The sequence below is a fragment of the Serratia sp. PL17 genome (genome assembly GCF_017832355.1).
Taxonomy (GTDB): domain Bacteria; phylum Pseudomonadota; class Gammaproteobacteria; order Enterobacterales; family Enterobacteriaceae; genus Serratia.
The window spans coordinates 259,748-284,065 of sequence record NZ_JAFIBY010000006.1 but is presented as its reverse complement, the minus strand read 5'-3'; the positions used below and the strand labels follow the sequence as shown (position 1 = coordinate 284,065).

At 53.7% G+C, this 24,318-nt stretch carries 23 protein-coding genes; 13 read left to right on the top strand and 10 right to left on the bottom strand.

The features are described 5' to 3' along the window. Positions 1–194: 194 nt before the first annotated feature. From pstS to JOE25_RS19620, 8 genes are all read left to right on the top strand, one after another. Positions 195–1,235, top strand: a complete 1,041-nt coding sequence (pstS, locus tag JOE25_RS19655) for a phosphate ABC transporter substrate-binding protein PstS (protein WP_209638083.1) — start codon at positions 195–197, stop codon at positions 1,233–1,235. Positions 1,236–1,326: 91 nt separating this feature from the next. Continuing rightward, positions 1,327–2,283: a phosphate ABC transporter permease PstC gene (gene pstC / locus JOE25_RS19650; RefSeq protein WP_037421236.1), complete on the top strand. Its 957-nt coding sequence runs from the start codon at positions 1,327–1,329 to the stop codon at positions 2,281–2,283. Position 2,284: 1 nt separating this feature from the next. After that, positions 2,285–3,175: a phosphate ABC transporter permease PstA gene (gene pstA, locus JOE25_RS19645; protein WP_209638081.1), complete on the top strand. Its 891-nt coding sequence runs from the start codon at positions 2,285–2,287 to the stop codon at positions 3,173–3,175. 48 nt (positions 3,176–3,223) lie between these two features. Continuing rightward, positions 3,224–4,000, top strand: coding sequence for a phosphate ABC transporter ATP-binding protein PstB (gene pstB, locus JOE25_RS19640; protein ID WP_037421231.1), 777 nt, complete (start codon positions 3,224–3,226; stop codon positions 3,998–4,000). 11 nt (positions 4,001–4,011) lie between these two features. Further along, positions 4,012–4,746, top strand: coding sequence for a phosphate signaling complex protein PhoU (gene phoU, locus JOE25_RS19635; protein ID WP_209638080.1), 735 nt, complete (start codon positions 4,012–4,014; stop codon positions 4,744–4,746). Between the two features lie 168 nt (positions 4,747–4,914). After that, a complete protein-coding gene (locus tag JOE25_RS19630) occupies positions 4,915–5,754 on the top strand; it encodes an ABC transporter substrate-binding protein (protein WP_209638078.1) in 840 nt (279 codons plus the stop codon). A 79-nt stretch (positions 5,755–5,833) separates the two neighbouring features. Next, positions 5,834–6,547 (top strand): amino acid ABC transporter permease, encoded by a 714-nt coding sequence (locus JOE25_RS19625; protein WP_209638076.1) that lies wholly within the window; start codon positions 5,834–5,836, stop codon positions 6,545–6,547. A gap of 1 nt (position 6,548) precedes the next feature. Continuing rightward, positions 6,549–7,289 (top strand): amino acid ABC transporter permease, encoded by a 741-nt coding sequence (locus tag JOE25_RS19620; protein ID WP_209638074.1) that lies wholly within the window; start codon positions 6,549–6,551, stop codon positions 7,287–7,289. On the opposite strand, the gene yieH is transcribed toward JOE25_RS19620, so the two are convergent. Further along, positions 7,286–7,954, bottom strand: coding sequence for a 6-phosphogluconate phosphatase (yieH, locus tag JOE25_RS19615; protein ID WP_209638073.1), 669 nt, complete (start codon positions 7,952–7,954; stop codon positions 7,286–7,288). The genes JOE25_RS19620 and yieH overlap by 4 nt on opposite strands. Positions 7,955–8,177: 223 nt before the next feature. Between yieH and JOE25_RS19610 the strand changes: the two genes are divergently transcribed. Next, positions 8,178–9,515, top strand: a complete 1,338-nt coding sequence (locus tag JOE25_RS19610; RefSeq protein ID WP_037421216.1) for an NCS2 family permease — start codon at positions 8,178–8,180, stop codon at positions 9,513–9,515. Positions 9,516–9,550: 35 nt separating this feature from the next. Here JOE25_RS19610 and JOE25_RS19605 read toward each other — a convergent pair whose 3' ends face one another. The 9 genes from JOE25_RS19605 to rpmH form a co-directional block, all read right to left on the bottom strand. Continuing rightward, on the bottom strand, positions 9,551–10,603 hold the full coding sequence (locus tag JOE25_RS19605) for a hypothetical protein (RefSeq protein WP_209638071.1): 1,053 nt from the start codon (positions 10,601–10,603) through the stop codon (positions 9,551–9,553). A 93-nt stretch (positions 10,604–10,696) separates the two neighbouring features. Continuing rightward, positions 10,697–11,263 (bottom strand): NADPH-dependent FMN reductase, encoded by a 567-nt coding sequence (locus tag JOE25_RS19600; RefSeq protein WP_209638069.1) that lies wholly within the window; start codon positions 11,261–11,263, stop codon positions 10,697–10,699. A 174-nt stretch (positions 11,264–11,437) separates the two neighbouring features. Next, complete coding sequence (locus JOE25_RS19595; RefSeq protein WP_209638066.1) at positions 11,438–12,163, bottom strand: 4'-phosphopantetheinyl transferase superfamily protein; 726 nt, start codon at positions 12,161–12,163, stop codon at positions 11,438–11,440. 176 nt (positions 12,164–12,339) lie between these two features. Next, a complete protein-coding gene (locus tag JOE25_RS19590; RefSeq protein ID WP_209638063.1) occupies positions 12,340–13,140 on the bottom strand; it encodes an MBL fold metallo-hydrolase in 801 nt (266 codons plus the stop codon). Between the two features lie 154 nt (positions 13,141–13,294). Further along, a complete protein-coding gene (gene mnmE, locus JOE25_RS19585; protein ID WP_209638061.1) occupies positions 13,295–14,659 on the bottom strand; it encodes a tRNA uridine-5-carboxymethylaminomethyl(34) synthesis GTPase MnmE in 1,365 nt (454 codons plus the stop codon). Positions 14,660–14,881: 222 nt separating this feature from the next. After that, the gene (yidC, locus tag JOE25_RS19580; protein ID WP_037421197.1) at positions 14,882–16,519 is read right to left on the bottom strand and encodes a membrane protein insertase YidC; all 1,638 of its coding nucleotides are present in this window, start codon (positions 16,517–16,519) and stop codon (positions 14,882–14,884) included. Positions 16,520–16,521: 2 nt separating this feature from the next. Next, a complete protein-coding gene (yidD, locus tag JOE25_RS19575) occupies positions 16,522–16,779 on the bottom strand; it encodes a membrane protein insertion efficiency factor YidD (protein ID WP_012004505.1) in 258 nt (85 codons plus the stop codon). After that, positions 16,743–17,102, bottom strand: a complete 360-nt coding sequence (rnpA, locus tag JOE25_RS19570; protein WP_004950547.1) for a ribonuclease P protein component — start codon at positions 17,100–17,102, stop codon at positions 16,743–16,745. Before rnpA ends, yidD begins: the two co-directional genes overlap by 37 nt. 18 nt (positions 17,103–17,120) lie before the next feature. Next, positions 17,121–17,261, bottom strand: coding sequence for a 50S ribosomal protein L34 (gene rpmH, locus JOE25_RS19565; RefSeq protein ID WP_003849659.1), 141 nt, complete (start codon positions 17,259–17,261; stop codon positions 17,121–17,123). Positions 17,262–17,943: 682 nt separating this feature from the next. On the opposite strand from rpmH, the gene dnaA reads away from it, so the two are divergent. The 4 genes from dnaA (at position 17,944) to gyrB (ending at position 24,120) form a co-directional block, all read left to right on the top strand. Then, on the top strand, positions 17,944–19,335 hold the full coding sequence (dnaA, locus tag JOE25_RS19560; protein WP_037421193.1) for a chromosomal replication initiator protein DnaA: 1,392 nt from the start codon (positions 17,944–17,946) through the stop codon (positions 19,333–19,335). Between the two features lie 4 nt (positions 19,336–19,339). After that, entirely contained in the window at positions 19,340–20,440 is a 1,101-nt protein-coding gene (dnaN, locus tag JOE25_RS19555; protein WP_012004507.1) for a DNA polymerase III subunit beta, read from the top strand. A gap of 161 nt (positions 20,441–20,601) precedes the next feature. Then, entirely contained in the window at positions 20,602–21,687 is a 1,086-nt protein-coding gene (gene recF, locus JOE25_RS19550) for a DNA replication/repair protein RecF (RefSeq protein WP_209638060.1), read from the top strand. An 18-nt stretch (positions 21,688–21,705) separates the two neighbouring features. Further along, positions 21,706–24,120 (top strand): DNA topoisomerase (ATP-hydrolyzing) subunit B, encoded by a 2,415-nt coding sequence (gene gyrB, locus JOE25_RS19545; RefSeq protein ID WP_209638058.1) that lies wholly within the window; start codon positions 21,706–21,708, stop codon positions 24,118–24,120. Positions 24,121–24,318: the final 198 nt, after the last annotated feature.

Below are 24,318 nucleotides of genomic sequence, written 5' to 3'. Positions count from 1 at the left end.
TAATTATTGCGTGTTTTTGTCTTTAACTGCATGATTTTTATTTGATTACTGTGTTTCTTTTTGCGTTGTAATATAACTGTCATATTTCGTACATTTTACTGTCACCAAACTGTCCTATTTTCCCTCCTGCAGCAATACTTACTCTGATGAAAACGACTCGAAGTCGATTTTTAAATATCCCATTAGGAGGGATTATGAAACTGATGCGTACCACCGTCGCCAGTATTGTGGCAGCGACTTTCTCCCTGACCGCCGTGTCCGCGTTCGCTGCTGCTAGCCTGACCGGTGCAGGTGCGACATTCCCCGCTCCGGTATATGCCAAGTGGGCAGATTCTTATCAGAAAGAAACCGGCAACAAAGTTAACTATCAGGGCATCGGCTCTTCTGGCGGCGTGAAGCAAATCGTTGCCAACACCGTTGACTTTGGTGCTTCTGATGCGCCTTTGACTGACGAAAAACTGGCTGCTGATGGCCTGTTCCAGTTCCCTACCGTGATCGGTGGCGTCGTACTGGCGGTGAATATCCCGGGTATCAAATCCGGCGAACTGATCCTGGACGGCAAAACCCTGGGCGATATCTACCTGGGTAACGTGAAGAAATGGAACGACCCGGCGATCACCAAACTGAACCCAGGCGTTAAGCTGCCGGATCAGAACATTGCCGTTGTCCGCCGCGCTGACGGTTCAGGCACTTCGTTCGTGTTCACCAGCTACCTGTCAAAAGCCAACGCACAGTGGAAAGAGAAAATCGGTGCAGGCTCTACCGTTAACTGGCCAACCGGTCTGGGCGGCAAGGGTAACGACGGCATCGCAGCCTTCGTACAACGTCTGCCAGGCTCTATCGGTTACGTTGAATACGCTTACGCCAAGCAAAATAACCTGGCTTACACCAAGCTGATTTCTGCCGACGGCAAAGCTGTTAGCCCAACAGAAGAGAGCTTCAGCGCTGCCGCCAAAGGCGTGGATTGGAGCAAAACCTTCGCTCAGGATCTGACTGACCAGAAAGGCGACAATGTGTGGCCAATCACGTCCACCACCTTCATTCTGGTGCACAAAGAGCAGAAAAACCCAGCTCAGGGCACTGAAGTCCTGAAGTTCTTTGACTGGGCATACAAAACGGGTGCCAAACAGGCTAATGACCTGGATTACGCCACTCTGCCGAAAGAAGTTATCGAGCAGGTGCGCGCAGCATGGAAATCCAACGTAAAAGACAGTTCAGGTAAAGCGCTGTACTAACAACGCAGGGGCGCGTGTTTCAGCGCGCCCCACTCAGTTTTCAGGGTCTAACCCATGTTGGGCCTGCCAGGGTTAAAATAGAGAGTGATCTATGGCTGAGTACAAGCCGACCATTAAAGCACCGAGTAAAAATGGTGACGTTATCTTCAGCGCGCTGGTAAAACTGGCAGCGCTGATTACCCTATTGTTGCTGGGCGGCATTATTGTTTCACTGATCTTTGCCTCCTGGCCGAGCATGCAGAAATTCGGCTTCTCCTTCCTGTGGACAAAAGAGTGGGATGCACCTGCTGAGCAATTCGGTGCATTGGTACCTATCTACGGCACCGTTGTCACCTCGCTGATTGCTCTGATTATCGCCGTGCCTGTCAGCTTTGGTATTGCGTTGTTCCTGACCGAGCTGGCACCTAACTGGTTGAGACGCCCACTGGGTATCGCCATTGAATTGCTGGCAGCAATCCCGAGTATTGTCTACGGCATGTGGGGCCTGTTCGTGTTTGCCCCGCTGTTTGCCAAATATTTCCAGACCCCGGTCGGCGACGTTTTGTCGGGTATCCCTATTGTCGGTGAGCTGTTCTCTGGCCCGGCATTCGGTATCGGTATTCTGGCTGCTGGGGTGATCCTGGCGATTATGATTATTCCTTACATCGCCGCGGTAATGCGCGACGTGTTCGAACAAACCCCGGTGATGATGAAAGAGTCGGCCTACGGCATCGGCTGCACCACCTGGGAAGTGATCTGGCGTATCGTGCTGCCATTTACCAAGAATGGTGTGATCGGGGGCGTGATGCTCGGCTTGGGCCGCGCGCTGGGCGAAACGATGGCCGTGACCTTCATCATCGGTAACACCTATCAGCTCGACAGTGCTTCACTGTATATGCCGGGTAACAGCATCACCTCGGCACTGGCCAACGAATTCGCTGAAGCAGAATCAGGGGTGCACACCGCAGCGCTGATGGAGCTGGGGCTGATTCTGTTTGTTATCACCTTTATCGTCCTGGCGCTGTCGAAGTTGATGGTTATGCGTCTGGCCAAGAATGAGGGACGCTAACGTGGCGACTATGGAAATGCAAAACGACCTGGCGCTGTTAGAAAGCCGCCGCAAAATGCAGGCATGGCGCCGTCAGAAGAACCGATTGGCGCTGTTTTTGTCGATGGCGACCATGGTCTTTGGCCTGTTCTGGCTGGTGTGGATCCTGTTCTCTACCGTGACCAAAGGCATTGATGGCATGTCGCTGGCGTTGTTCACCGAAATGACGCCACCACCGAACACCGCAGGCGGCGGTCTGGCGAACGCCATCGCCGGCAGCGGTCTGCTGATCCTGTGGGCTACCGTGTTCGGTACGCCGCTGGGCATCATGGCTGGCATTTACCTGGCGGAATATGGCCGTAAATCCTGGCTGGCAGAGGTGATCCGTTTTATTAACGACATTCTGCTATCAGCCCCGTCGATCGTCGTGGGCCTGTTCGTGTACACCATCGTGGTGGCGAAGATGCAGCACTTCTCCGGCTGGGCTGGGATCATCGCGCTGGCGCTGTTGCAGGTGCCGATCGTTATCCGAACTACCGAGAATATGCTGAAGCTGGTACCGGATACGCTGCGTGAGGCCGCCTACGCGCTGGGTACGCCGAAATGGCGCATGATTTCCGCCATCACGTTGAAAGCGTCGGTTTCCGGCATTATCACCGGTGTGTTGCTGGCGATTGCGCGTATTGCAGGGGAAACAGCACCGCTGCTGTTTACCTCGCTGTCGAATCAGTTCTGGAGCACAGACCTGATGCAGCCGATCGCCAACTTACCGGTGACTATTTTCAAATTCGCCATGAGCCCGTTTGCCGAATGGCAAGAGCTGGCCTGGGCAGGGGTGCTGTTGATTACCCTGTGCGTACTGCTACTGAATATCTTGGCGCGTGTGGTTTTCGCCAAGCAAAAGCATTCATAAAATTTTGAGCGCTGCCATGGCGGCGCTGATGAAAAGAGAGAAGTCTTGATGAGTATGGTTACTGACGCTTCCAGCAGCAAAATTCAGGTACGCGATCTGAACTTCTACTATGGCAAATTCCATGCGCTGAAAAACATCACGCTGGATATCGCCAAAAACAAGGTCACCGCGTTTATCGGTCCGTCCGGCTGCGGCAAATCTACCCTGCTGCGCACCTTCAACAAGATGTATCAGTTATACCCCGAGCAGCGTGCTGAAGGCGGCATCTTGCTGGATGGGCAAAATATTCTGACGGATAACTCGGATATCGCCCTGCTGCGCGCCAAGGTTGGTATGGTGTTCCAGAAACCGACACCGTTCCCAATGTCGATTTACGACAATATCGCCTTCGGTGTACGTCTGTTTGAAAAGCTTTCGCGTGCCGATATGGATGAGCGCGTGCAATGGGCTCTGACCAAGGCAGCGCTGTGGAACGAGACCAAAGACAAGCTGCACCAGAGCGGTTATAGCCTGTCTGGTGGCCAGCAACAGCGTTTGTGCATCGCCCGCGGGATTGCTATTCGCCCTGACGTCTTATTGCTGGACGAACCCTGCTCGGCGCTGGATCCGATTTCCACCGGTAAAATTGAAGAGCTGATCAGCGAGCTGAAGTCTGACTACACCGTGGTGATCGTCACTCACAACATGCAGCAGGCCGCGCGTTGTTCTGATTCCACGGCATTTATGTATCTGGGCGAACTGATCGAGTTCAGTGATACTGATACCCTGTTCACCGCGCCACAGAAAAAACAGACCGAAGACTACATCACTGGCCGTTATGGTTGATAGGATGCATCATGGATAACCTGAATTTAAATAAACACATTTCCGGCCAGTTCAACGCAGAACTTGAGCACATCCGTACCCAGGTGTTGACCATGGGTGGGCTGGTGGAACAGCAACTGACTGACGCCATTACCGCGATGCATAACCAGGACGGTGAGTTGGCCAAGCGGGTGATCGAAGGCGATGCCAAGGTCAATATGATGGAAGTGGCAATCGATGAGGCCTGTGTGCGCATCATTGCCAAACGCCAGCCGACCGCCAGCGACCTGCGTTTGGTGATGGCGATCATCAAAACTATCTCTGAGCTGGAGCGTATCGGCGATGTGGCAGACAAAATCTGTCGCACGGCACTGGAGAAATTCTCGCACCAGCACCAGCCTCTGCTGGTCAGTCTGGAGTCTCTTGGCCGCCATACCGTGCAGATGTTGCATGATGTGCTGGATGCCTTTGCGCGTATGGATCTGGACGAAGCGATCCGAATTTATCGCGAAGACAGAAAAGTCGATCAGGAATATGAAGGCATTGTACGCCAGTTAATGACTTATATGATGGAAGACACACGCACCATTCCAAGCGTGCTGACTGCATTGTTCTGCGCACGTTCTATTGAGCGTATCGGTGACCGTTGCCAGAATATTTGCGAATTCATCTTCTACTTCGTGAAAGGCCAGGACTTCCGCCATATTGGTGGTGATGCCTTGGAAAAACTGTTGTCTTCCGACGGTACAGACGAGAAAAAAGAGTAATTCTCTTCGCGAGTTACCCTATAAAGGCGCAGAAAACTGCGCCTTTATGCCGTTTAAAACCCTTAAATACAAAATGGTTATAAATATAGCTTTTTATATTATTTCCTGACCTAAGTGGGTCTTGCTAGCGTAGCAGCCAGCAGGACATCAACCCCTTAGGAGCTTCCCATGAAACATCGCGTTTTGGCCTTAACGCTATTAGCCAGCTTGACCAGCCTCGCTACCGGTGCCGCGCATGCGGACAAACTCGACGACATCAAGAAAGCTGGCGTAGTGCGTATCGCGGTATTCGACAGTAACCCGCCGTTCGGTTATATCGATCCGCAAACTAAAAAGCTGGTGGGTTATGACGTTGATGTGGCCGATGCGATTGGTAAAGCGCTGGGTGTAAAGGTGGAGTTGCGTGCCACCAATCCAGCTAACCGTATTCCTTTATTGGTCTCGAAAAAGGTCGATCTGATCGCCGCCAACTTCACCATTACCGATGAGCGCGCCAAGGAAGTGAACTTCAGCGTGCCCTATTTTGCTACCGGCCAGAAATTTATTGCCCATAAAGGCGTGCTGAAATCCCCGGAAGATATCAAAAAGCTGCGTATCGGTGCGGACAAGGGGACAGTGCAGGAAATCACGCTGCGTGAGCATTATCCAACGGCGAAAGTGATCTCCTACGATGACACCCCGCTGGCGTTCGTTGCGTTGCGTAACGGCAACGTGCAGGCAATCACCCAGGATGACGCCAAGCTGGTGGGCCTGTTAGGCAACCTGCCGGCCGCGCAGAAAGCGGACTTCGAAATCTCCCCGTTCAGCATTACCAAAGAGTACCAGGGCGTCGGTATTCCAAAAGGGGAAGATCGCCTGACGGCCACGGTTAACGACACGCTGATCGCGCTGGAAAAAGACGGCGAAGCGGTGAAGATCTACGATCGCTGGTTCGGCCCGGAAACCAAAACCGCACAACCGCGCGGCGATTTCAAAATCGCGCCGTTGGATCAACAGCCGAAGGCCTGATTTTTTGCGGGGCTGAGATCTGTTTGTAGGGGCGCAGCTTGCTGCGCCCCTGACGCATTTTGTAAGACAAGGATTGACCATGAATCTGGACTGGTTGCTGGCGCCGCAATACCTAAACTGGCTGTGGCAGGGTTTTCTGTTGACGCTGTGGCTTTCTGCCTGTGCGAGCCTGGCCGCCACGTTGTTGGGTTTTTTACTGACGACGATGCGTGACAGCCACCTGCGCCCATTGCGATGGCTGGCGATGGGCTACAGTTCGTTGTTTCGCAATACGCCGCTTCTGGTACAGCTGTTCTTCTGGTATTTCGCCGCCGGGCAGATCCTGCCTTCAGCCACGATGCAATGGCTTAACACCTCACATCACATTGGCCCGCTTGAATGGCCGTCGTTTGAATTTCTTGCCGGTTTCTTTGGCCTGACGTTGTACTCCAGCGCCTTTATCGCCGAAGAGATCCGAGCCGGTATTCGTGGCGTTGCCAGTGGGCAAAAATATGCGGCCAATGCGCTGGGATTAACTGGCTGGCAGGCTATGCGTTATGTGGTGTTGCCGCAGGCGCTAAACATCGCCATGCCGCCGCTGCTGGGTCAGTATATGAATGTGATAAAGAACTCCTCGTTGACGATGGCGATCGGCGTGGCCGAACTGTCTTATGCTTCGCGTCAGGTGGAAACCGAGACACTACGCACCTTCCAGGCATTTGGTGTGGCGACGGTGTTGTACATCGCCATCATTGCGTTGCTGGAAGGCTGGGGAATGTGGCGACAGCAGCGCAAGCCGCTGAGGGGGCATTAAGATGGATTTCAGCATTATTCATGACAACCTGGGCTATCTGCTGTGGGGAACCTGGCCCGACGGGCCATTGGGCGGTGCGGCGCTGACGCTGGCGATCAGTCTGATGGCCGGTGTGGCCTCGGCCATTCTCGGCACGCTGCTGGGGGTGGCATTGGCAATGTCGCGCGGTGTGGCGGCTGGCTTGCTGGCGGCGGTGTTGGGTTTCTTCCGCGCCATCCCGGTGATCATGCTGATTTTCTGGACCTATTTCTTATTGCCGATGGTGTTTGGCGTCGATATCCCGGAAATCACCACCGTGGTATGCGCGCTGGCGCTGATCGCCTCCGCGTATTTGGCCCATGCGGTGAAGGCCGGCATTGTCGCCATCGGCGCTGGGCAGTGGCAAGCCGGCTTGTCACTGGGGCTGACCCGCTGGCAAACACTGTGCATGATCGTGCTGCCGCAGGCGCTGCGTATGATGGTGCCGTCGTTTATCAACCAATGGATTTCGCTGATCAAAGACACCTCCCTGGCTTATATCGTCGGCGTCGGAGAACTGACCTTCCTGGCGACTCAGGTCAATAACCGCAGCATGGTGTACCCGATGGAAGTGTTTCTGTTTGTCGCATGGGTGTACTTCGTGTTTTGTCTGGCGCTGGATTTACTGGCCAATGCGGCCAACCGCCGTTTCAGCCCACAGACCCGAGCGCTGAAACGGTCATGGCGCTGGTGGCGTAATAAGCCACCGCTACCGGCCAGTTAATCTGCCGTTAGCTGCCAACCCCGCTCGCGCCACAGCGCGGGCAGCTGCGCCAGATCGTCGAATACGGTAACCAGCGGGTGGTTGATCGGTTTATTGTGCGGATCGGCGCAGAAGTAAAATACCGGGATCCCCGCAGCGATCCCGGCCTGGGCGCCAGCGGCGGAATCGTCGATCAGAATGCAACGCTCGACCGGTACCTGCATTTTTTCTGCCGCGTGGAATACGATGGCTGGGTCTGGTTTCCAGCGTTGAATATCATAGCCGCTGAACAACCGGTCATCAAAATAGTGCAGCATATCGGTCAGACCGAGCGAGTGTTGCATTTTACTGACCGGGCCATTGGATACGGTGCAGATAGGCACTGTTACTTGTGCCAGCAGTTCACGAGCCCCGGCAATCTGCTGCAGTTCACTGTCGAATAGACGGGCCACTTCTTGGCGGTATAAGGGTTCCAGCTCTTCCTTTGCCAGATTGATGCCATGTTCTGCATTAACCTGTTCGATAATTTCGTACAGCTTCACCCCTTTGAATTTTCTGAACACCTCGTCCAGCGACAGATATATACCGTAGTGAGCAAACATGTGCACATAGGCTTTGCTGCATATCACTTCACTGTCTACCAGCGTGCCGTCACAATCAAACAAAATACAGTCAACCTGGTTCATCAGTGTCATGTCCTTTAATTAAGCAGCGATAGTGCCACTTTACCCAGATCGGGTGCGATTGCGACATCAGAATCCCGGTTTGCCTATCAATTTCAGTAAATACAATCTGTTGAGGGTTATAGCCGTAAAGACGGCGAAAAAAATCTGTGAGCGGCGTCAAAACCCCTACTTTTTGTTATAGGATAGCCGGCGACTCTCCATTCCCTTCTTCGGAATTCTGATAATGAGCAAACCAGTATCTGGCCTTGACGTTGAGCAAGGCTTGCTTGGGCGCGTGTTTAAACTCAAGCAGCATGGAACTACGGCGCGTACGGAAACGATTGCCGGTATTACGACCTTTTTGACTATGGTGTATATCGTGTTCGTTAACCCCCAAATTCTGGGCGCGGCGGGCATGGATACGCAGGCCGTGTTTGTCACAACCTGTCTGATTGCCGCTTTCGGCAGTATTTTGATGGGCTTGCTGGCAAACCTGCCGGTTGCGCTGGCACCCGCGATGGGCCTCAATGCGTTCTTCGCCTTTGTGGTCGTGGGTGCAATGGGCATTTCATGGCAGGTTGGCATGGGAGCCATTTTCTGGGGCGCGGTCGGTTTACTGTTGCTGACTATTTTCCGTATCCGCTATTGGATGATTGCCAATATTCCCATGAGCCTGCGGGTGGGGATTACCAGTGGTATCGGCCTGTTTATCGGCATGATGGGGCTGAAAAATGCCGGTATCGTGGTGGCTAATCCGGACACGCTGGTGACCATAGGCAGCCTGACCTCGCACAACGTGCTGTTAGGTGCGCTGGGCTTCTTTATCATCGCTGTGCTGTCTTCGCGTAACTTCCACGCGGCGGTGCTGGTTTCTATCGTGGTGACAACCCTGATCGGTTGGGCATTGGGTGATGTGAAATACGGCGGTCTGTTCTCCATGCCACCGAACATAACTTCGGTCGTGGGTCAGGTTGATCTGGCAGGCGCGCTGAACATTGGTCTGGCAGGGGTCATTTTCTCCTTCATGCTGGTAAACCTGTTCGACTCCTCCGGTACTCTGATCGGGGTGACTGACAAGGCTGGGCTGACCGATGACAAAGGCAAGTTCCCGCGCATGAAGCAGGCACTGTATGTTGATAGTATCAGCTCGGTAGCAGGTTCGTTTGTCGGCACGTCTTCCGTTACAGCCTACATTGAAAGTTCCGCCGGGGTTTCTGTCGGTGGCCGTACCGGCCTGACCGCAGTGGTGACCGGTATCTTGTTCCTGTTGGTGATTTTCCTGTCACCGCTGGCGGGTATGGTTCCGGCTTATGCCGCTGCCGGTGCGCTGATCTACGTTGGCGTACTGATGACATCCAGTCTGGCACGGGTGAAGTGGGATGACCTGACCGAAGCCGTACCGGCGTTTGTTACTGCGGTGATGATGCCGTTCAGTTTCTCTATTACCGAAGGTATCGCACTCGGTTTTATTTCGTACTGTGTGATGAAATTGGGTACCGGCCGCTGGCGTGAAATCAGCCCATGCGTGGTCGTTGTCGCGCTGTTGTTTGTGCTGAAGATTGTCTTTGTCGACGGACATTGATGCCACCGGGGCCGACAAGCGTCGGCCCCGGTGTTCTATGCGTCAGGCGTTGCATCCGGCGCCTGATTCAGTAGCCACTGTAATGGCCGTTTGAAGCGTGCCTGCCAGCCCGCATCTGGGTTCTCTCCCTGCGCAAAATGCAGTGCCTCAACCTGATTATCTTCGCTGAACAGATTGGCAAAGTGCATTGCCAGCGCTTGATCGCTAAATTTTTGCCGATCGTAATACGCCACCACCATCCGTTTATTTTTCGCCAGAGATTGCTGTGCCTGTTTGATCTCGCCCTGAGGCGCAATTAACAGTGCGCCAGCATAATGCTGTGGGTACTTGGCTAACAGATTGGCGGCATGCAGCGCTCCCTGGCCACGAGCGCTCAGATAGACCTGTTGTGGGTTGAGTTTTAATTCCACTATTAACGGTTGCAGTGCCCGCTGAATGGCGCTTTGGGTGCTCTCGTCACTGTAATTCGACCAGCGGAAACTGTTTTCCGACAGCATCTGGGTGCCGTTGATTTCAATATAGGCGACGCCCATCTCACTAAACAGCACGCGCTCCTCGGGAGATATACCGGCACTTTTGCCATAGGCATGCAGATATACCACCGCTGGCCAGCCTTCGGGGGGCGGTGTGCCAGCCGGAATGGCGTAGCTGGCTTTGCCTTCGAACCAATGCGCATGCTGCAGATAGCGGGCCTTGGTAACGGCCAAGATCGACTGATAGGTGCTGCTGTGTTGAATACTATTGAAGGCGTCGTCTTCCAGCAGATTGTAGTAATACCATAATCCGCGATCGGCGCTCAGCTGCAGGTACCGCTCTGCCAGTTCGGTTTGGCCTTTTTCCGCTGACGAAGCCGCCAACTGGTAGGGGGCCCAGATGTTGCGACCGTCTTCTCGCATGAGCGTCAGATATAACGACATGGCTGCGATCTTTTTATCTTCCTGATTCTGAGCCGTGCGCGACAGTTGAGCATTGAGTGGGCTATGTACCGGCAGCGCGATGGGCTCCTCTCCGGCGGGGTAGCGCATTTCTGTGGCTAATAATGGTCTGGTGATGAAAGCCAGTAATATGGCTAAAATGAAAAAATACATAATGTAATGACTTTATTTTTAATGGGTTGGCAATGGTTCTCTCAATAGCGTGACGCCCCCATTCGGCTTTCTGCTGAGGGCGTCAAAAAACATTTACTCTACGCGGCGGATATAATCGCTGAACGCGGAGAGCTGCCCGGTCAGGAAGTCCAGCGTACCTTGGTCGATCAATTCACCCGCCTGAGAATCCACTTTATTTTGGATCACGCCACCCATAAATTCCGGCTTATTCATCACCATGGCATCAAGGAATACCAGAATCTGGCGCAGGTGATACTGGCATCGTGCGCCGCCAATAGGCCCCATAGAACTGGTCTGAATGGCGACTGGTTTACCGGCTAAGGGTTGATTTGGCAGACGAGAAAGCCAGTCGATAGCGTTTTTTAATCCGCCTGGCACAGAGTAGTTATATTCCGGGGTTACGATGATAACGCCGTCAGCCTGACGAATTTGCTCGGCAATGGCTTCCACCGTAGCAGGGAAACCCTCTTCCTGTTGCATATCTGCATCATATAACGGGATATCACGGATTGAAGGAAGCGCTTCAATGGTGACGCCTTGTGGCGCAAGGCTTGGCAGCGCGTGCGCAACCATCGCGTTGTACGAACCTTTGCGCAAACTACCGAGCAGAGTGACGATTTTTAATGCTTGGTCTGACATGGTGATTCTCCCTTTCGAATGAACAGATTCAGCTTAGAACACCTGAAGATAGTAGGGCAAAGCGTGCGGAGAGAATAGACGATTTCTGAATATTTAGCTGACTTTACATTTTTATTAAGAAATTTATATGGTAAAGAAAGTTTTATCTTGGTTTTTGCGCTATTTCCGCCCTTTTTAACCAGGCGTCGCCAGGCTGGTCAGTTTGACGAAGCGCGTTGAAACGGCTGGGTTGCGCGGTGATATCTCGCCGTCTTTTTGCAGGCCCTGCTGTTCTGCATATTGCCAACACACCAAGCGTTCCAAGCCGGGAGTGTGGGCACAGGCCCAGCTCAGGTACTCATCGGCGTCGCTCATCACATGGACATCTGGTGTAGTGCTGGAACGCAGGTGGCCGGAAAAAGGATGCAGACGTAGGGTTGATTGGCCGCTGTTGCCCTGGCCGGAAAGTTTCAGCACGCTCTGGCGGATGCTCCACAGTTGCGTTTCTGCCTCCAGTCTATCGTACTGTGCGCTTATCCAGGCACTTTCAGCTGGTGTAAGATATTGGTGCTGAAGCTCTTTATGTTGCCCGCCTCGTGCGCGCATCACTTCAATATCCAGGCCAACCTTGCCTTCTTCGCTGAGTAAAACTCCCACCGTATTGCTGGCATAGGCCAGACTGAAATCGGGCAGATGATTGTCGATAAAACAAGGACGTCCGGTGGGGGTAGTGGCAATAGGAGGGAGTGTCGGTAGCCCGTAAAGATAAAACATCATTTCTGCGAGCAGAACACGCCCTTGCAGGAATCTCTGGCGGCGTTTAACGGAAAAAGCAGTAGCTGCAGCAATTACGTCGGTGGGGAGTCTACGGGTATCCAATACGGTGGATGTGGGGATCCATCGGGCAAAATGACACGCCATTATTCACTCCATGACAGAGGGTTCACTGAAAATGCTGGGGGATTAGATTAAGCATAAGCCTAGGATTTATCATCAAAAAACAGTATGCGTTTTATCCTATTTATTGGTTTTTGCTATGTATTTTCCCGTGAGGAAAGAGGGCGGAGGCCATGAGGGGCCGCCGCCGGAGACGGTATTTATTCCAGAACGAAAGTCTCTCCCGTTGCTGGCGCAATCACTTTCGGCAGCCATAGCCGGCCCCATGCACCGGTACAATGGCATCCCATTAATTTTTCCGGTTTTTGCTGGTTTAGAAACCGTCTGACCTGCCATATTGTGTGCGGTGACGCACAGCGCAGATGAAAACCGCCGATCAGCGCATGGATCTGATTTATCCCGGTGATTTTTTGGCAGTGACGAACGATGTTAACGATCCCCCGATGTCCGCAGCCTGTAATGATCACCAATCCGCGGTCAGATTTATAAATCAGTACACCTTCGTCTATCACGTAATCCACAGACTCCGTTTTGCCACTGAGCACACCATAGGCCTGCGGTTGGGTAACCGAGATTTCCCCTGACCATATAAAGCGCTCGCTGATATGCAGAGGTTCACTGCTGTATTCCATGTGATGGCGTGAGTAATCAATATTCAGTGATAATTTTTTGATTTTCCTGGTATATCCAAGAAATGTTACCGCTGAGTGGCGTTCATTAGCTATGTGCGGGTGGCAGATGATGCGACTGTTATCGGGTAACCAGGGTACGCCACCGCAGTGGTCGTAGTGGCCGTGTGAAAGCACCGTTGCGGTCATTCGGGAGAGGTCGACGCCCATTTGCGCTGCGTTATGCAGAAAACTGCCATCGGGGCCGGTATCGAACAAAACCGCGTCTGTTTCATCCTGGATCCACAGGCTCAACCCGGCTTTCGCTTTTAGCGATTTGTCTACGCCAGCGGCACGCCGGTTTTCCAGTAATACCTTGATGGTTAACGGCATGTTCGCTCTTTCCTGAGAGGGGATCCCTTATTGCTCAGTATATAGCGCTTATTCTGAAGGGGCTGTGACATATCGCGCAGACATTATGCGATAAGCCAACGGTGGAACAGGCGGCAGTGCGTCGCCTGCTCCGATCGTTAATACCTGCGGTTGTTTACTTACCGATACAGAAGCTGGAGAAAATGCGTCCCAGCAGATCATCAGAGGTAAATTCACCGGTGATTTCACTTAACGCCTGCTGTGCCAGGCGCAGTTCTTCGGCCAACAGCTCCCCCGCGTAAGCGCTCACTAACTGTTCTTTACCCTCTACCAGATGCTGTGCCGCTTGCTCTAGCGCCTGCAGATGGCGACGGCGCGCCAGGAAGCCACCTTCCATATTGCTGGTGAAGCCCATGCTTTGCTTCAGGTGATCACGTAGCAGATCGATACCTTCACCGGTACGCGCCGACAGGCGAATAAGCGAATGGCCGTTTACTTCGGTCATACCCAAGGTTTCACCCGTGATGTCGGCTTTATTGCGCACAACGGTAATGGGCAGGCGGTGTGGCAGACGCGCCATAAATTCAGGCCAGATCTCTACCGGCTCGGTAGCGGTGGTGGTCGTACCATCGACCATAAACAAGACGCGGTCTGCCTGTTCGATCTCGTTCCATGCACGTTCGATACCGATACGCTCAACTTCGTCACTGGCTTCACGCAAACCGGCGGTATCTATGATATGCAGCGGCATGCCGTCGATGTGAATATGTTCGCGCAGTACATCGCGTGTGGTGCCGGCGATATCGGTGACGATCGCGGCTTCACGGCCAGCTAATGCGTTCAGCAGGCTGGATTTGCCCGCGTTTGGTCGCCCGGCAATGACCACTTTCATGCCTTCACGCAGCAGACTGCCTTGGCGCGCCTCGGCACGTACGCTGTCCAGGTCGGCCATGACGCCGTTGAGTTGCGCTTCGATCTTACCGTCAGACAGGAAGTCGATTTCTTCATCAGGGAAGTCGATTGCAGCTTCCACATAGATTCGCAGGTGAGTGAGTGCTTCCACAAGCTGGTGGATACGGGTAGAAAATGCCCCTTGCAACGAGTTCATTGCTGAACGTGCTGCTTGCTCTGAGCTGGCGTCGATCAGGTCGGCAATTGCCTCCGCCTGTGCCAGATCGAGTTTGTCGTTGAGGAATGCGCGCTCGGAGAACTCCCCGGGCCGTGCGATACGCACGTCAGGCAACGCCAGTACACGTTTTAGCAGCAGATCGAGAATAACCGGTCCACCGTGGCCTTGCAGTTCCAGCACGTCTTCACCGGTAAACGAATGGGGGCCAGGGAACCACAATGCAATGCCCTGATCCAACGTCGCCCCATCGGTATCACGGAATGGCAGATAATCGGCGTAACGCGGCTTGGGCAGTTTGCCGAGCAGCGCTTGGGCGACATCTTTGGCGCCACGGCCGGAAATGCGCAAAATGCCGACGCCGCCGCGTCCCGGCGGGGTGGCTTGGGCTACGATGGTATCGGTAGTGCTCATATACCCTTTATCCTTCAAGTTGCAGCGGTGTTGGCTGCCTTCTCTTACCCCGGTCACCTGGCTTACCAGGCTCTCGGGGACGCGTTCCGTTGCCGCCAACCTGCAAGCTTTAACGCTGTCGGGTAACGCGGCTCTGACAATTCAATATGCAAAAAGGCGGTCTTAATGACCGCCTCTTGGTGTTACTGCAAGGGTTCGGCATGCCGAACCCCTACAATACGCTTAGGTTTTTTTCTTGTCGCGGCTGTGTAAGCCACGTTTTTCCAGACCGCGGTAAATCAACTGCTGCTGGAGGATAGTCACCAGGTTACTGACGATGTAGTACAGCACCAGACCAGACGGGAACCACAGGAAGAACACTGTGAAGATTACCGGCATAAAGGTCATGATTTTTTGCTGCATCGGGTCAGTCACGGTGGTCGGCGACATCTTCTGGATGAAGAACATCGTCACGCCCATCAGGATTGGCAAGATGTAGTACGGGTCTTGCGCCGACAGGTCATGGATCCACAGGGCGAACGGCGCATGACGCAGCTCAACGGAACCCATCAACATGTAGTACAGCGCCAGGAAGATTGGCATCTGGATAACCAGCGGCAGACAACCCCCCAACGGGTTCACTTTCTCAGACTTGTACAGCGCCATCATTTCTTGGCTCATGCGCTGTTTGTCATCACCAATACGCTCACGCATCGCCTGCAATTTTGGCTGCAGCATGCGCATTTTTGCCATCGAGGTGTACTGCGCTTTGGTCAGCGGGTACATGATGCCACGCACGATGAAGGTGATGATGATAATTGAGAAGCCCCAGTTACCGATAAAGCCGTGGATGAACTTCAACAGTTTGAACAGCGGCTGGGAGATGAACCACAACCAACCGTAATCTACGGTCAGATCCAGATGCGGTGCCAGCTGGGCCATCTGATCTTGCAGTTCTGGGCCAACCCACAGGGTCGCATTCAGTTGTTGCTGCGCACCAGGCTGTACCACTACCGGCGTAGATTTGAAGCCGATGGTAGACAGGTTATCGCCAGGCTTGGCGGTATAGAAGGTGTTGCTACCCTGCGTTGCCGGTACCCAAGCCGTGGCGAAGTACTGTTGCAGCATCGCAACCCAACCGCCTTGCGTGGTGACACTCAGGTTCTCGTCCTTATCGAACGCGTACTTCTGGTATTTGTCATCGCTGGATGAATACGCCGCACCACGGAAGGTGTGCAGAGCGAAGTTGTTGCTGCCGGTGTCACGGTGCTTAGGCAGCTCAGTCGTCTGCTTCAGTTGGCCGAACAGGGTCAGTTCCAGCGGAGTTGTGCCTTTGTTGTCAACGTTGTAGTCAACGCCAACTGCGTAATGGTTACGCTTGAGCACGAAAGTCTTGGTGTAGATCGCACCGTCTTTACCGGTAAAGGTCAGCGGAATGCGCAGCTCATCCTGGCCTTCTGGCAGGGTGTAGCTGTCCTGCGCCGCCTGGAACAGAGGACGTTCGCCGTTTGCCGGGTTATCCGGACCGTTTCTGCCAGTCAGGCCGCTTTGCGCCTGGTAAACAAATGACGGTGTGGTTTCCAGCAGCTGGAATGGCGTCGATGAACCCAGAGTGTCCGGGTAGGCCAACAGTTTAGCCTGCTCGATATCACCACCACGGGTGTTGATGGTCAGCGACAGCACGTCAGTGTTAACGGTAATCAGTTTACCCTGGCCACTGGCTGGAACTGCTGAGCTTGCGGCATCACCGGTAGCAGTGTTCGAAGTCTGTTGCGTGGTCTGAGCGACTGGTTGCGGAGCATTGTCCGTTTGCCAGGCTTGCCAGATCATGAAAGACACGAACAGCAGAGCGATGAGGAGAAGATTGCGTTGCGAATCCATCGTTAGTGTTCTCTGTTATCGTCGGGTTTCGGCGGCACGGGATCATCGCCACCTGGGTTCAAAGGGTGGCATTTTAATACGCGTTTCAATGCTAACCAACTGCCTTTTATCATGCCAAACCTGCTTAATGCCTCAATTGCGTAATGAGAGCATGTCGGCTGGAAGCGACAACGAGGCCCAAGCAGCGGACTGATGACGAGCTGGTAAGCTCGCACCAGCCCGATCAGGATGCGGGAGCCTGGCGACAGTGGCGACGCCATAATTTTTCCAAAGCTTCCGTCAGCGCGCGGTTATCCAAATCCGCTATCCCTTTTTTGGCCACTACGACAAAATCCATCGCCGGTAACTCGTGCTGACGTAAACGGAAGCTTTCGCGGGTTAGGCGTTTTATCCGATTGCGTTCATGCGCGCGTTTGACGTGTTTTTTGGCGACAGTAAGACCGATGCGGGGATGCCCCAGCTGGTTCAGGCGGCCGAGGATGGTGATTTGCGGCGTGCCAGCCCGTTGTGGCTGCTGGAAGACGAAAGTGAAGTGAGTGGGAGTTAACAAACGTAACTCCCTGGGAAAAGCGAGCTTAACCACTCAGCGGGTTAGCTTTTATTACTTAGAAACAGTCAGACGAGAACGGCCTTTCGCACGACGGCGGGCCAGAACTTGACGACCATTTTTGGTGGCCATACGAGCACGGAAACCGTGGCTACGGTTACGCTTCAATACGGACGGTTGGAAAGTGCGTTTCATGGCGATTTCTACCTAAACTTAAAATAATTACTGATCAGTAAACGCGTTTGGCTACTCGGCGTGAAGACGACCGACGCCTCAATCGCAATATATAAAGAGGCGGGATTGTAATAATTGTACAGTCCTGAGTCAATTCACATTGCGCTAGCCTACCTGGTTGTCTGCCAATTCGGAGTAAAATCCGGTCTTGGCCCGTGGTCACCGCAGAATCCTGTCCGGTTAATGACTCACCATTAAGGAACCAGGTACACACGTAGGGCGAAGATTATACGGACTCAGGGGTAAATCGCAAGGATCCCGATGCGATCCTTAGCGTGAAAACCCAGGATCCGGCGTGGATAACAGGGTATAACCGGTTGACAATGTAAAAAATACCGTTACTCACACGGTATTTTGCCTGCAATTTAGCGTGACTGGCGAAAAGATCGCCGCAGGCCGGGGCCTGTGGATAAAATGGATCTAATCTGTGATGAAGGGGAGGATCTCTTGCGCGGATTGCGCTATGATCCGTCATTCCGATCGCGATCTCTCAAGCGGGGATCGTGAGGGACATAAACCGTGAAAGGCGGTTCGCATCCCCCACAGGCAAACTGCCGATGCCGGGTATGTGTCAAAAATCATGAGTTATAAAAAAGTAGCCTGATTCTTTTCTTTTATTGATCTTGTTCGAGTGGAGTCCGCCGTGTCACTTTCGCTTTGGCAGCAGTGTCTTGCCCGATTGCAGGATGAGTTACCTGCCACAGAATTTAGTATGTGGATACGCCCATTGCAGGCGGAACTGAGTGACAACACCCTGGCGCTTTATGCGCCAAATCGTTTTGTGCTGGATTGGGTTCGCGATAAGTACTTAAACAATATCAATGGCCTGTTAAATGATTTCTGCGGTACGGATGCGCCATTGCTGCGTTTTGAAGTGGGCAGCAAACCGCTTTCCCAAATCATCAGCCAAACCGTCACCGCCAGTGTTAGCGCCCCGAGTGCACCCGTGGTGCGCGTTGCTGCGCCTACCCGCCCAAGCTGGGACAACGCGGCACCGCAGCCGGAGCTTTCTTACCGTTCCAACGTTAACCCAAAGCATACCTTTGATAACTTTGTTGAAGGTAAATCCAACCAGTTGGCGCGCGCGGCGGCTCGCCAGGTTGCGGATAACCCAGGCGGCGCCTATAACCCGTTGTTCCTTTATGGTGGCACCGGTCTGGGTAAAACCCACCTGTTGCACGCGGTTGGCAACGGCATCATGGCGCGCAAAGCTAACGCCAAAGTGGTCTACATGCACTCTGAACGCTTTGTGCAAGACATGGTCAAAGCGTTGCAGAACAATGCCATTGAAGAATTTAAGCGTTATTACCGTTCGGTCGATGCGCTGCTGATCGATGACATACAATTTTTTGCCAATAAAGAGCGTTCGCAGGAAGAGTTCTTCCATACCTTTAACGCGCTGTTAGAAGGCAATCAGCAGATTATCCTGACGTCGGACCGTTATCCTAAAGAGATTAACGGGGTGGAAGACCGTCTGAAATCCCGCTTCGGTTGGGGATTAACGGTAGCCATCGAACCGCCGGAGCTGGAAACCCGCGTAGCGATCCTGATGAAAAAGGCTGACGAAAACAATATCCGTCTGCCAGGAGAAGTGGCGTTCTTTATCGCCAAGCGCCTGCGTTCCAACGTGCGTGAGCTCGAAGGGGCGTTGAACCGCGTGATCGCCAACGCAAACTTTACCGGACGTGCCATTACCATTGATTTCGTGCGTGAAGCGCTGCGCGATCTACTGGCACTGCAAGAAAAGTTGGTCACCATCGATAATATTCAAAAGACGGTGGCGGAATACTATAAAATTAAAATCGCAGATTTGTTGTCCAAGCGGCGCTCGCGTTCCGTTGCCCGTCCACGTCAAATGGCGATGGCGTTAGCGAAAGAACTCACCAACCACAGCCTGCCAGAAATCGGCGATGCGTTTGGTGGCCGCGACCATACCACGGTGTTGCACGCCTGCCGGAAGATCGAGCAGTTGCGTGAGGAAAGTCACGACATCAAAGAAGATTTCTCCAATTTAATCAGAACATTATCTTCCTAGCGCTATGAAATTTATCGTTGAACGTGAGCATCTGCTAAAACCGCTGCAACAGGTGAGCAGCCCGCTGGGCGGCCGCCCAACGCTGCCTATTCTGGGTAACCTGCTGTTGCAGGTCACAGAAGGCTGCCTGCTGTTGACCGGCACCGATCTGGAGATGGAGATGGTGGCGCGCGTTGCCCTGTCCCAACCTCATGAAGCGGGCGCGACTACCGTCCCCGCGCGTAAATTATTTGATATCTGCCGTGGTTTGCCTGAAGGGGCTGAGATCACTGTGACGTTGGAAGGCGAGCGTATGCTGGTGCGTTCTGGCCGCAGTCGCTTCTCCCTTTCTACGCTGCCGGCGGTAGATTTCCCGAACCTGGACGATTGGCAGAGCGAAGTTGAATTCTCTCTGCCGCAGGCGACCCTTAAGCGCCTGATCGAAGCCACGCAGTTCTCGATGGCTCATCAGGACGTGCGCTACTACTTAAACGGCATGCTGTTCGAAACCGAAGGTGAAGAACTGCGTACCGTGGCGACCGATGGTCACCGCCTTGCTGTGTGTTCGATGCCTATTGGCCAGCAATTACCGTCGCATTCGGTGATCGTGCCGCGTAAAGGGGTGATGGAACTGGTGCGTCTGCTGGACGGTGGCGATACGCTGCTGCAATTGCAGATCGGCAGTAACAACATCCGTGCGCACGTCGGTGATTTCATCTTCACTTCCAAGCTGGTTGACGGCCGTTTCCCTGATTATCGTCGCGTGTTGCCGAAGAACCCGGACAAAACGCTGGAAGCCGGTTGCGACTTGCTTAAGCAGGCTTTTGCCCGTGCGGCCATTTTGTCGAACGAAAAGTTCCGCGGTGTGCGCCTGTACGTCAGCCAAAACCAACTCAAGATCACCGCCAATAACCCTGAGCAGGAAGAAGCGGAAGAGATCCTCGACGTCAGCTACGACGGCACCGAGATGGAAATTGGGTTCAACGTCAGTTATGTGCTGGACGTATTGAATGCACTCAAGTGTGAAGATGTACGCTTGTTGCTGACCGACTCGGTCTCTAGCGTGCAGATCGAAGACGGTGCCAGTAAGTCTGCCGCCTATGTCGTCATGCCAATGCGGTTGTGATCGATATCCGGGCTATCTTGCTTGCCATTTTACGCTTGGGCAGTGCTCGCAATCCTCACGTACTCTGTGTACGCTCCGGTTGCTGTGCGCTGCCTGCACGTAAACTGCCAGCGCCGATAACGCCCTCACATTGAGCGTAATTTCCCGGTGATGGAATTGGCATGGCATTAACGCGTTTACTGATTAAAGATTTCCGCAATATAGAAGCTGCGGATTTGGCGCTGGCGCCGGGGTTCAATTTCCTGGTGGGTGCCAATGGCAGCGGCAAGACCAGCGTGCTTGAGGCGGTGTATACCCTCGGTCACGGGCGGGCATTTCGCAGCCTGCAGGCGGGGCGCGTGATTCGTCACGACCAGCCGGAGTTCATTTTGCACGGCCGCATTGACGGTGCAGAGCGTGAAATATCCGTAGGATTAAGCAAGAGCCGTCAGGGGGACAGCAAGGTACGTGTCGATGGCAGCGACGGCCACAAAGTGGCTGAACTGGCGCAGCTACTGCCGATGCAACTGATTACCCCCGAAGGTTTTACCCTGCTAAACGGCGGGCCGAAATTCCGGCGCGCCTTCCTGGACTGGGGTTGTTTTCATAACGAACCCGGTTTTTTCACCGCCTGGAGCAACCTGAAACGGTTACTGAAGCAGCGCAATGCCGCGCTGCGCCAGGTCAGTCGCTATGCGCAGATCCGCGCGTGGGATCAGGAACTGATCCCCTTGGCCGAGCGCATCAGCGAATGGCGGGCAGCTTACAGCGACGCGATTGCCGCGGATATTACCGCGACATGCGCGCAGTTTTTGCCCGAATTTGCCCTGAGTTTCTCTTTCCAGCGTGGCTGGGACAAAGAGAGCGACTACGGAGAGCTCCTGGAGCGCCAGTTTGAGCGCGACAGGGCGTTAACCTATACCGCGGTGGGGCCGCATAAAGCGGACTTTCGCATTCGTGCCGACGGCACGCCGGTAGAGGATTTGTTATCGCGCGGTCAGCTTAAGCTGCTGATGTGCGCGTTGCGCTTAGCGCAGGGTGAGTTTCTCACCCGGCAGAGCGGGCGGCGTTGCCTGTATCTGATTGATGATTTTGCCTCCGAGCTGGACACCGGCCGTCGCCGGTTGCTGGCCGATCGCCTGAAAGCCACCCAGGCCCAGGTCTTTGTCAGTGCTGTTAGCGCTGAACAAGTGACCGACATGGCCGGTGAAAAGGGCAAGATGTTCCGCGTGGAACAGGGTAAAATAGAGGTTCAACCACAGGACTAAAATGAGCGAGAAACGTTGATGTCGAATTCTTATGACTCCTCAAGTATCAAGGTATTAAAAGGGCTGGACGCGGTGCGTAAGCGCCCGGGCATGTATATCGGCGACACCGATGATGGCACCGGTCTGCACCACATGGTATTCGAGGTTGTGGACAACGCTATCGACGAAGCACTCGCTGGCCACTGTAGTGACATTCAGGTGACCATCCATGCCGACAACTCCGTTTCGGTACAGGATGACGGCCGTGGTATCCCGACCGGTATTCACGAAGAGGAAGGGGTTTCTGCGGCACAGGTGATCATGACTGTGTTGCATGCCGGCGGCAAATTTGATGACAACTCCTACAAGGTTTCCGGCGGTCTGCACGGTGTAGGCGTATCGGTTGTTAACGCCTTGTCCGAGAAGCTGGAACTGGTTATCCGCCGTGAAGGCAAGGTTCACGAACAAACCTATGCGATGGGCGAGCCACTGTCACCCCTGAAAGTGGTCGGTGAAACCGATCTGACCGGTACCACAGTGCGTTTCTGGCCGAGCTACGAAACCTTCACCAACAATACCGAATTTGAGTACGACATTCTGGCCAAGCGCCTGCGCGAACTCTCATTCCTGAACTCTGGCGTGTCTATCCGCCTGAAAGACAAACGTACGGACAAAGAAGACCACTTCCACTACGAAGGCGGTATCAAGGCGTTTGTTGAGTACCTGAACAAAAACAAAACCCCAATCCACCCGAACGTCTTCTATTTCTCTACCGTGAAAGACGACATCGGTGTGGAAGTGGCGTTGCAGTGGAACGACGGTTTCCAGGAAAACATTTACTGCTTTACCAACAACATTCCGCAGCGTGATGGCGGTACCCATCTGGTCGGTTTCCGTACCGCGATGACGCGTACCCTGAACAGCTACATGGATAAAGAAGGTTACAGCAAAAAGGCCAAGATCAGCGCTACCGGTGACGATGCGCGAGAAGGTTTGATTGCCGTTGTGTCAGTAAAAGTACCGGATCCTAAGTTCTCTTCTCAGACTAAAGACAAGCTGGTTTCTTCCGAAGTGAAAACCGCTGTTGAAACCCTGATGAACGAGAAGCTGGTCGATTACCTGATGGAAAACCCGGGCGATGCGAAAATCGTCGTCGGTAAAATTATCGATGCAGCGCGTGCCCGTGAAGCCGCACGTAAAGCGCGTGAAATGACTCGCCGTAAAGGCGCGTTGGATCTGGCCGGCTTGCCGGGCAAACTGGCGGACTGCCAGGAACGCGACCCGGCACTGTCCGAACTGTACCTGGTGGAAGGGGACTCAGCGGGCGGCTCTGCCAAGCAGGGGCGTAACCGTAAGAACCAGGCGATCTTGCCGTTGAAAGGTAAAATCCTCAACGTTGAGAAAGCCCGCTTCGACAAGATGCTGTCTTCACAGGAAGTTGCCACGCTGATCACTGCACTTGGCTGCGGTATCGGCCGGGATGAGTACAACCCGGACAAGCTGCGTTATCACAGCATCATCATCATGACCGATGCCGACGTCGATGGCTCGCACATCCGTACGCTGCTGCTGACCTTCTTCTATCGTCAGATGCCGGAAATCATTGAGCGCGGTCACGTGTTCATTGCCCAACCGCCGTTGTACAAGGTGAAAAAAGGCAAGCAGGAACAGTACATCAAAGATGACGAGGCGATGGATCAATACCAAATCGCCATCGCGATGGACGGCGCCACTCTGCATACCAACGCCAGTGCACCGGCGCTTGCGGGCGAGCAGTTGGAAAGACTGGTTGCTGAGCATTACAGCGTGCAGAAGTTGATCGGCCGTATGGAACGCCGCTACCCGCGCGCGTTGCTGAACAACCTGATCTACCAGCCAACTCTGGCAGAGGGCGATCTGAGCGATCAGGCCAAGGTTAAGACCTGGATTGATTCGTTGGTGAAACTGCTGAACGACAAAGAACAGCACGGCAGCAGCTATGATTCGGTGATCTTTGAGAACCGTGAGCGCCAGATGTTTGAGCCTGTACTGCGCATTCGTACTCACGGTGTGGATACCGATTACGCGCTGGACTTTGACTTCATCCATGGCGGCGAATACCGCAAAATCTGTGTCCTGGGTGAGAAGCTGCGCGGTTTGATCGAAGAAGATGCCTTCATTGAACGTGGTGAGCGTCGTCAGCCGGTTGAAAGCTTCGAACAGGCATTGGAGTGGCTGGTGAAAGAGTCGCGCCGTGGTCTGTCAGTACAGCGTTATAAAGGTCTGGGTGAAATGAACCCAGAGCAGCTGTGGGAAACCACGATGGATCCGGAAAGCCGCCGCATGCTGCGCGTGACCGTGAAGGACGCCATTGCTGCTGACCAACTGTTCACCACCCTGATGGGTGATGCGGTTGAACCTCGTCGTGCCTTTATCGAAGAAAATGCCCTGAAAGCGGCAAACATCGATATCTGACGTCCTTATCCCCCAAAATAATTCGAGTTGCATCAAGGCGGCAACTGAGCGAATCCCCGGGAGCTTAGATAACGAAGTGACTGGGGTGAGTAAAGGCAGCCAATAAGAAGCGACTTGAAATATGAAGGGGATCGTTGAAAATCCGCGCCGGGTGACTTGCGCGGATTTTTTTACGCTTTTTTGGCGCTGACATTACCG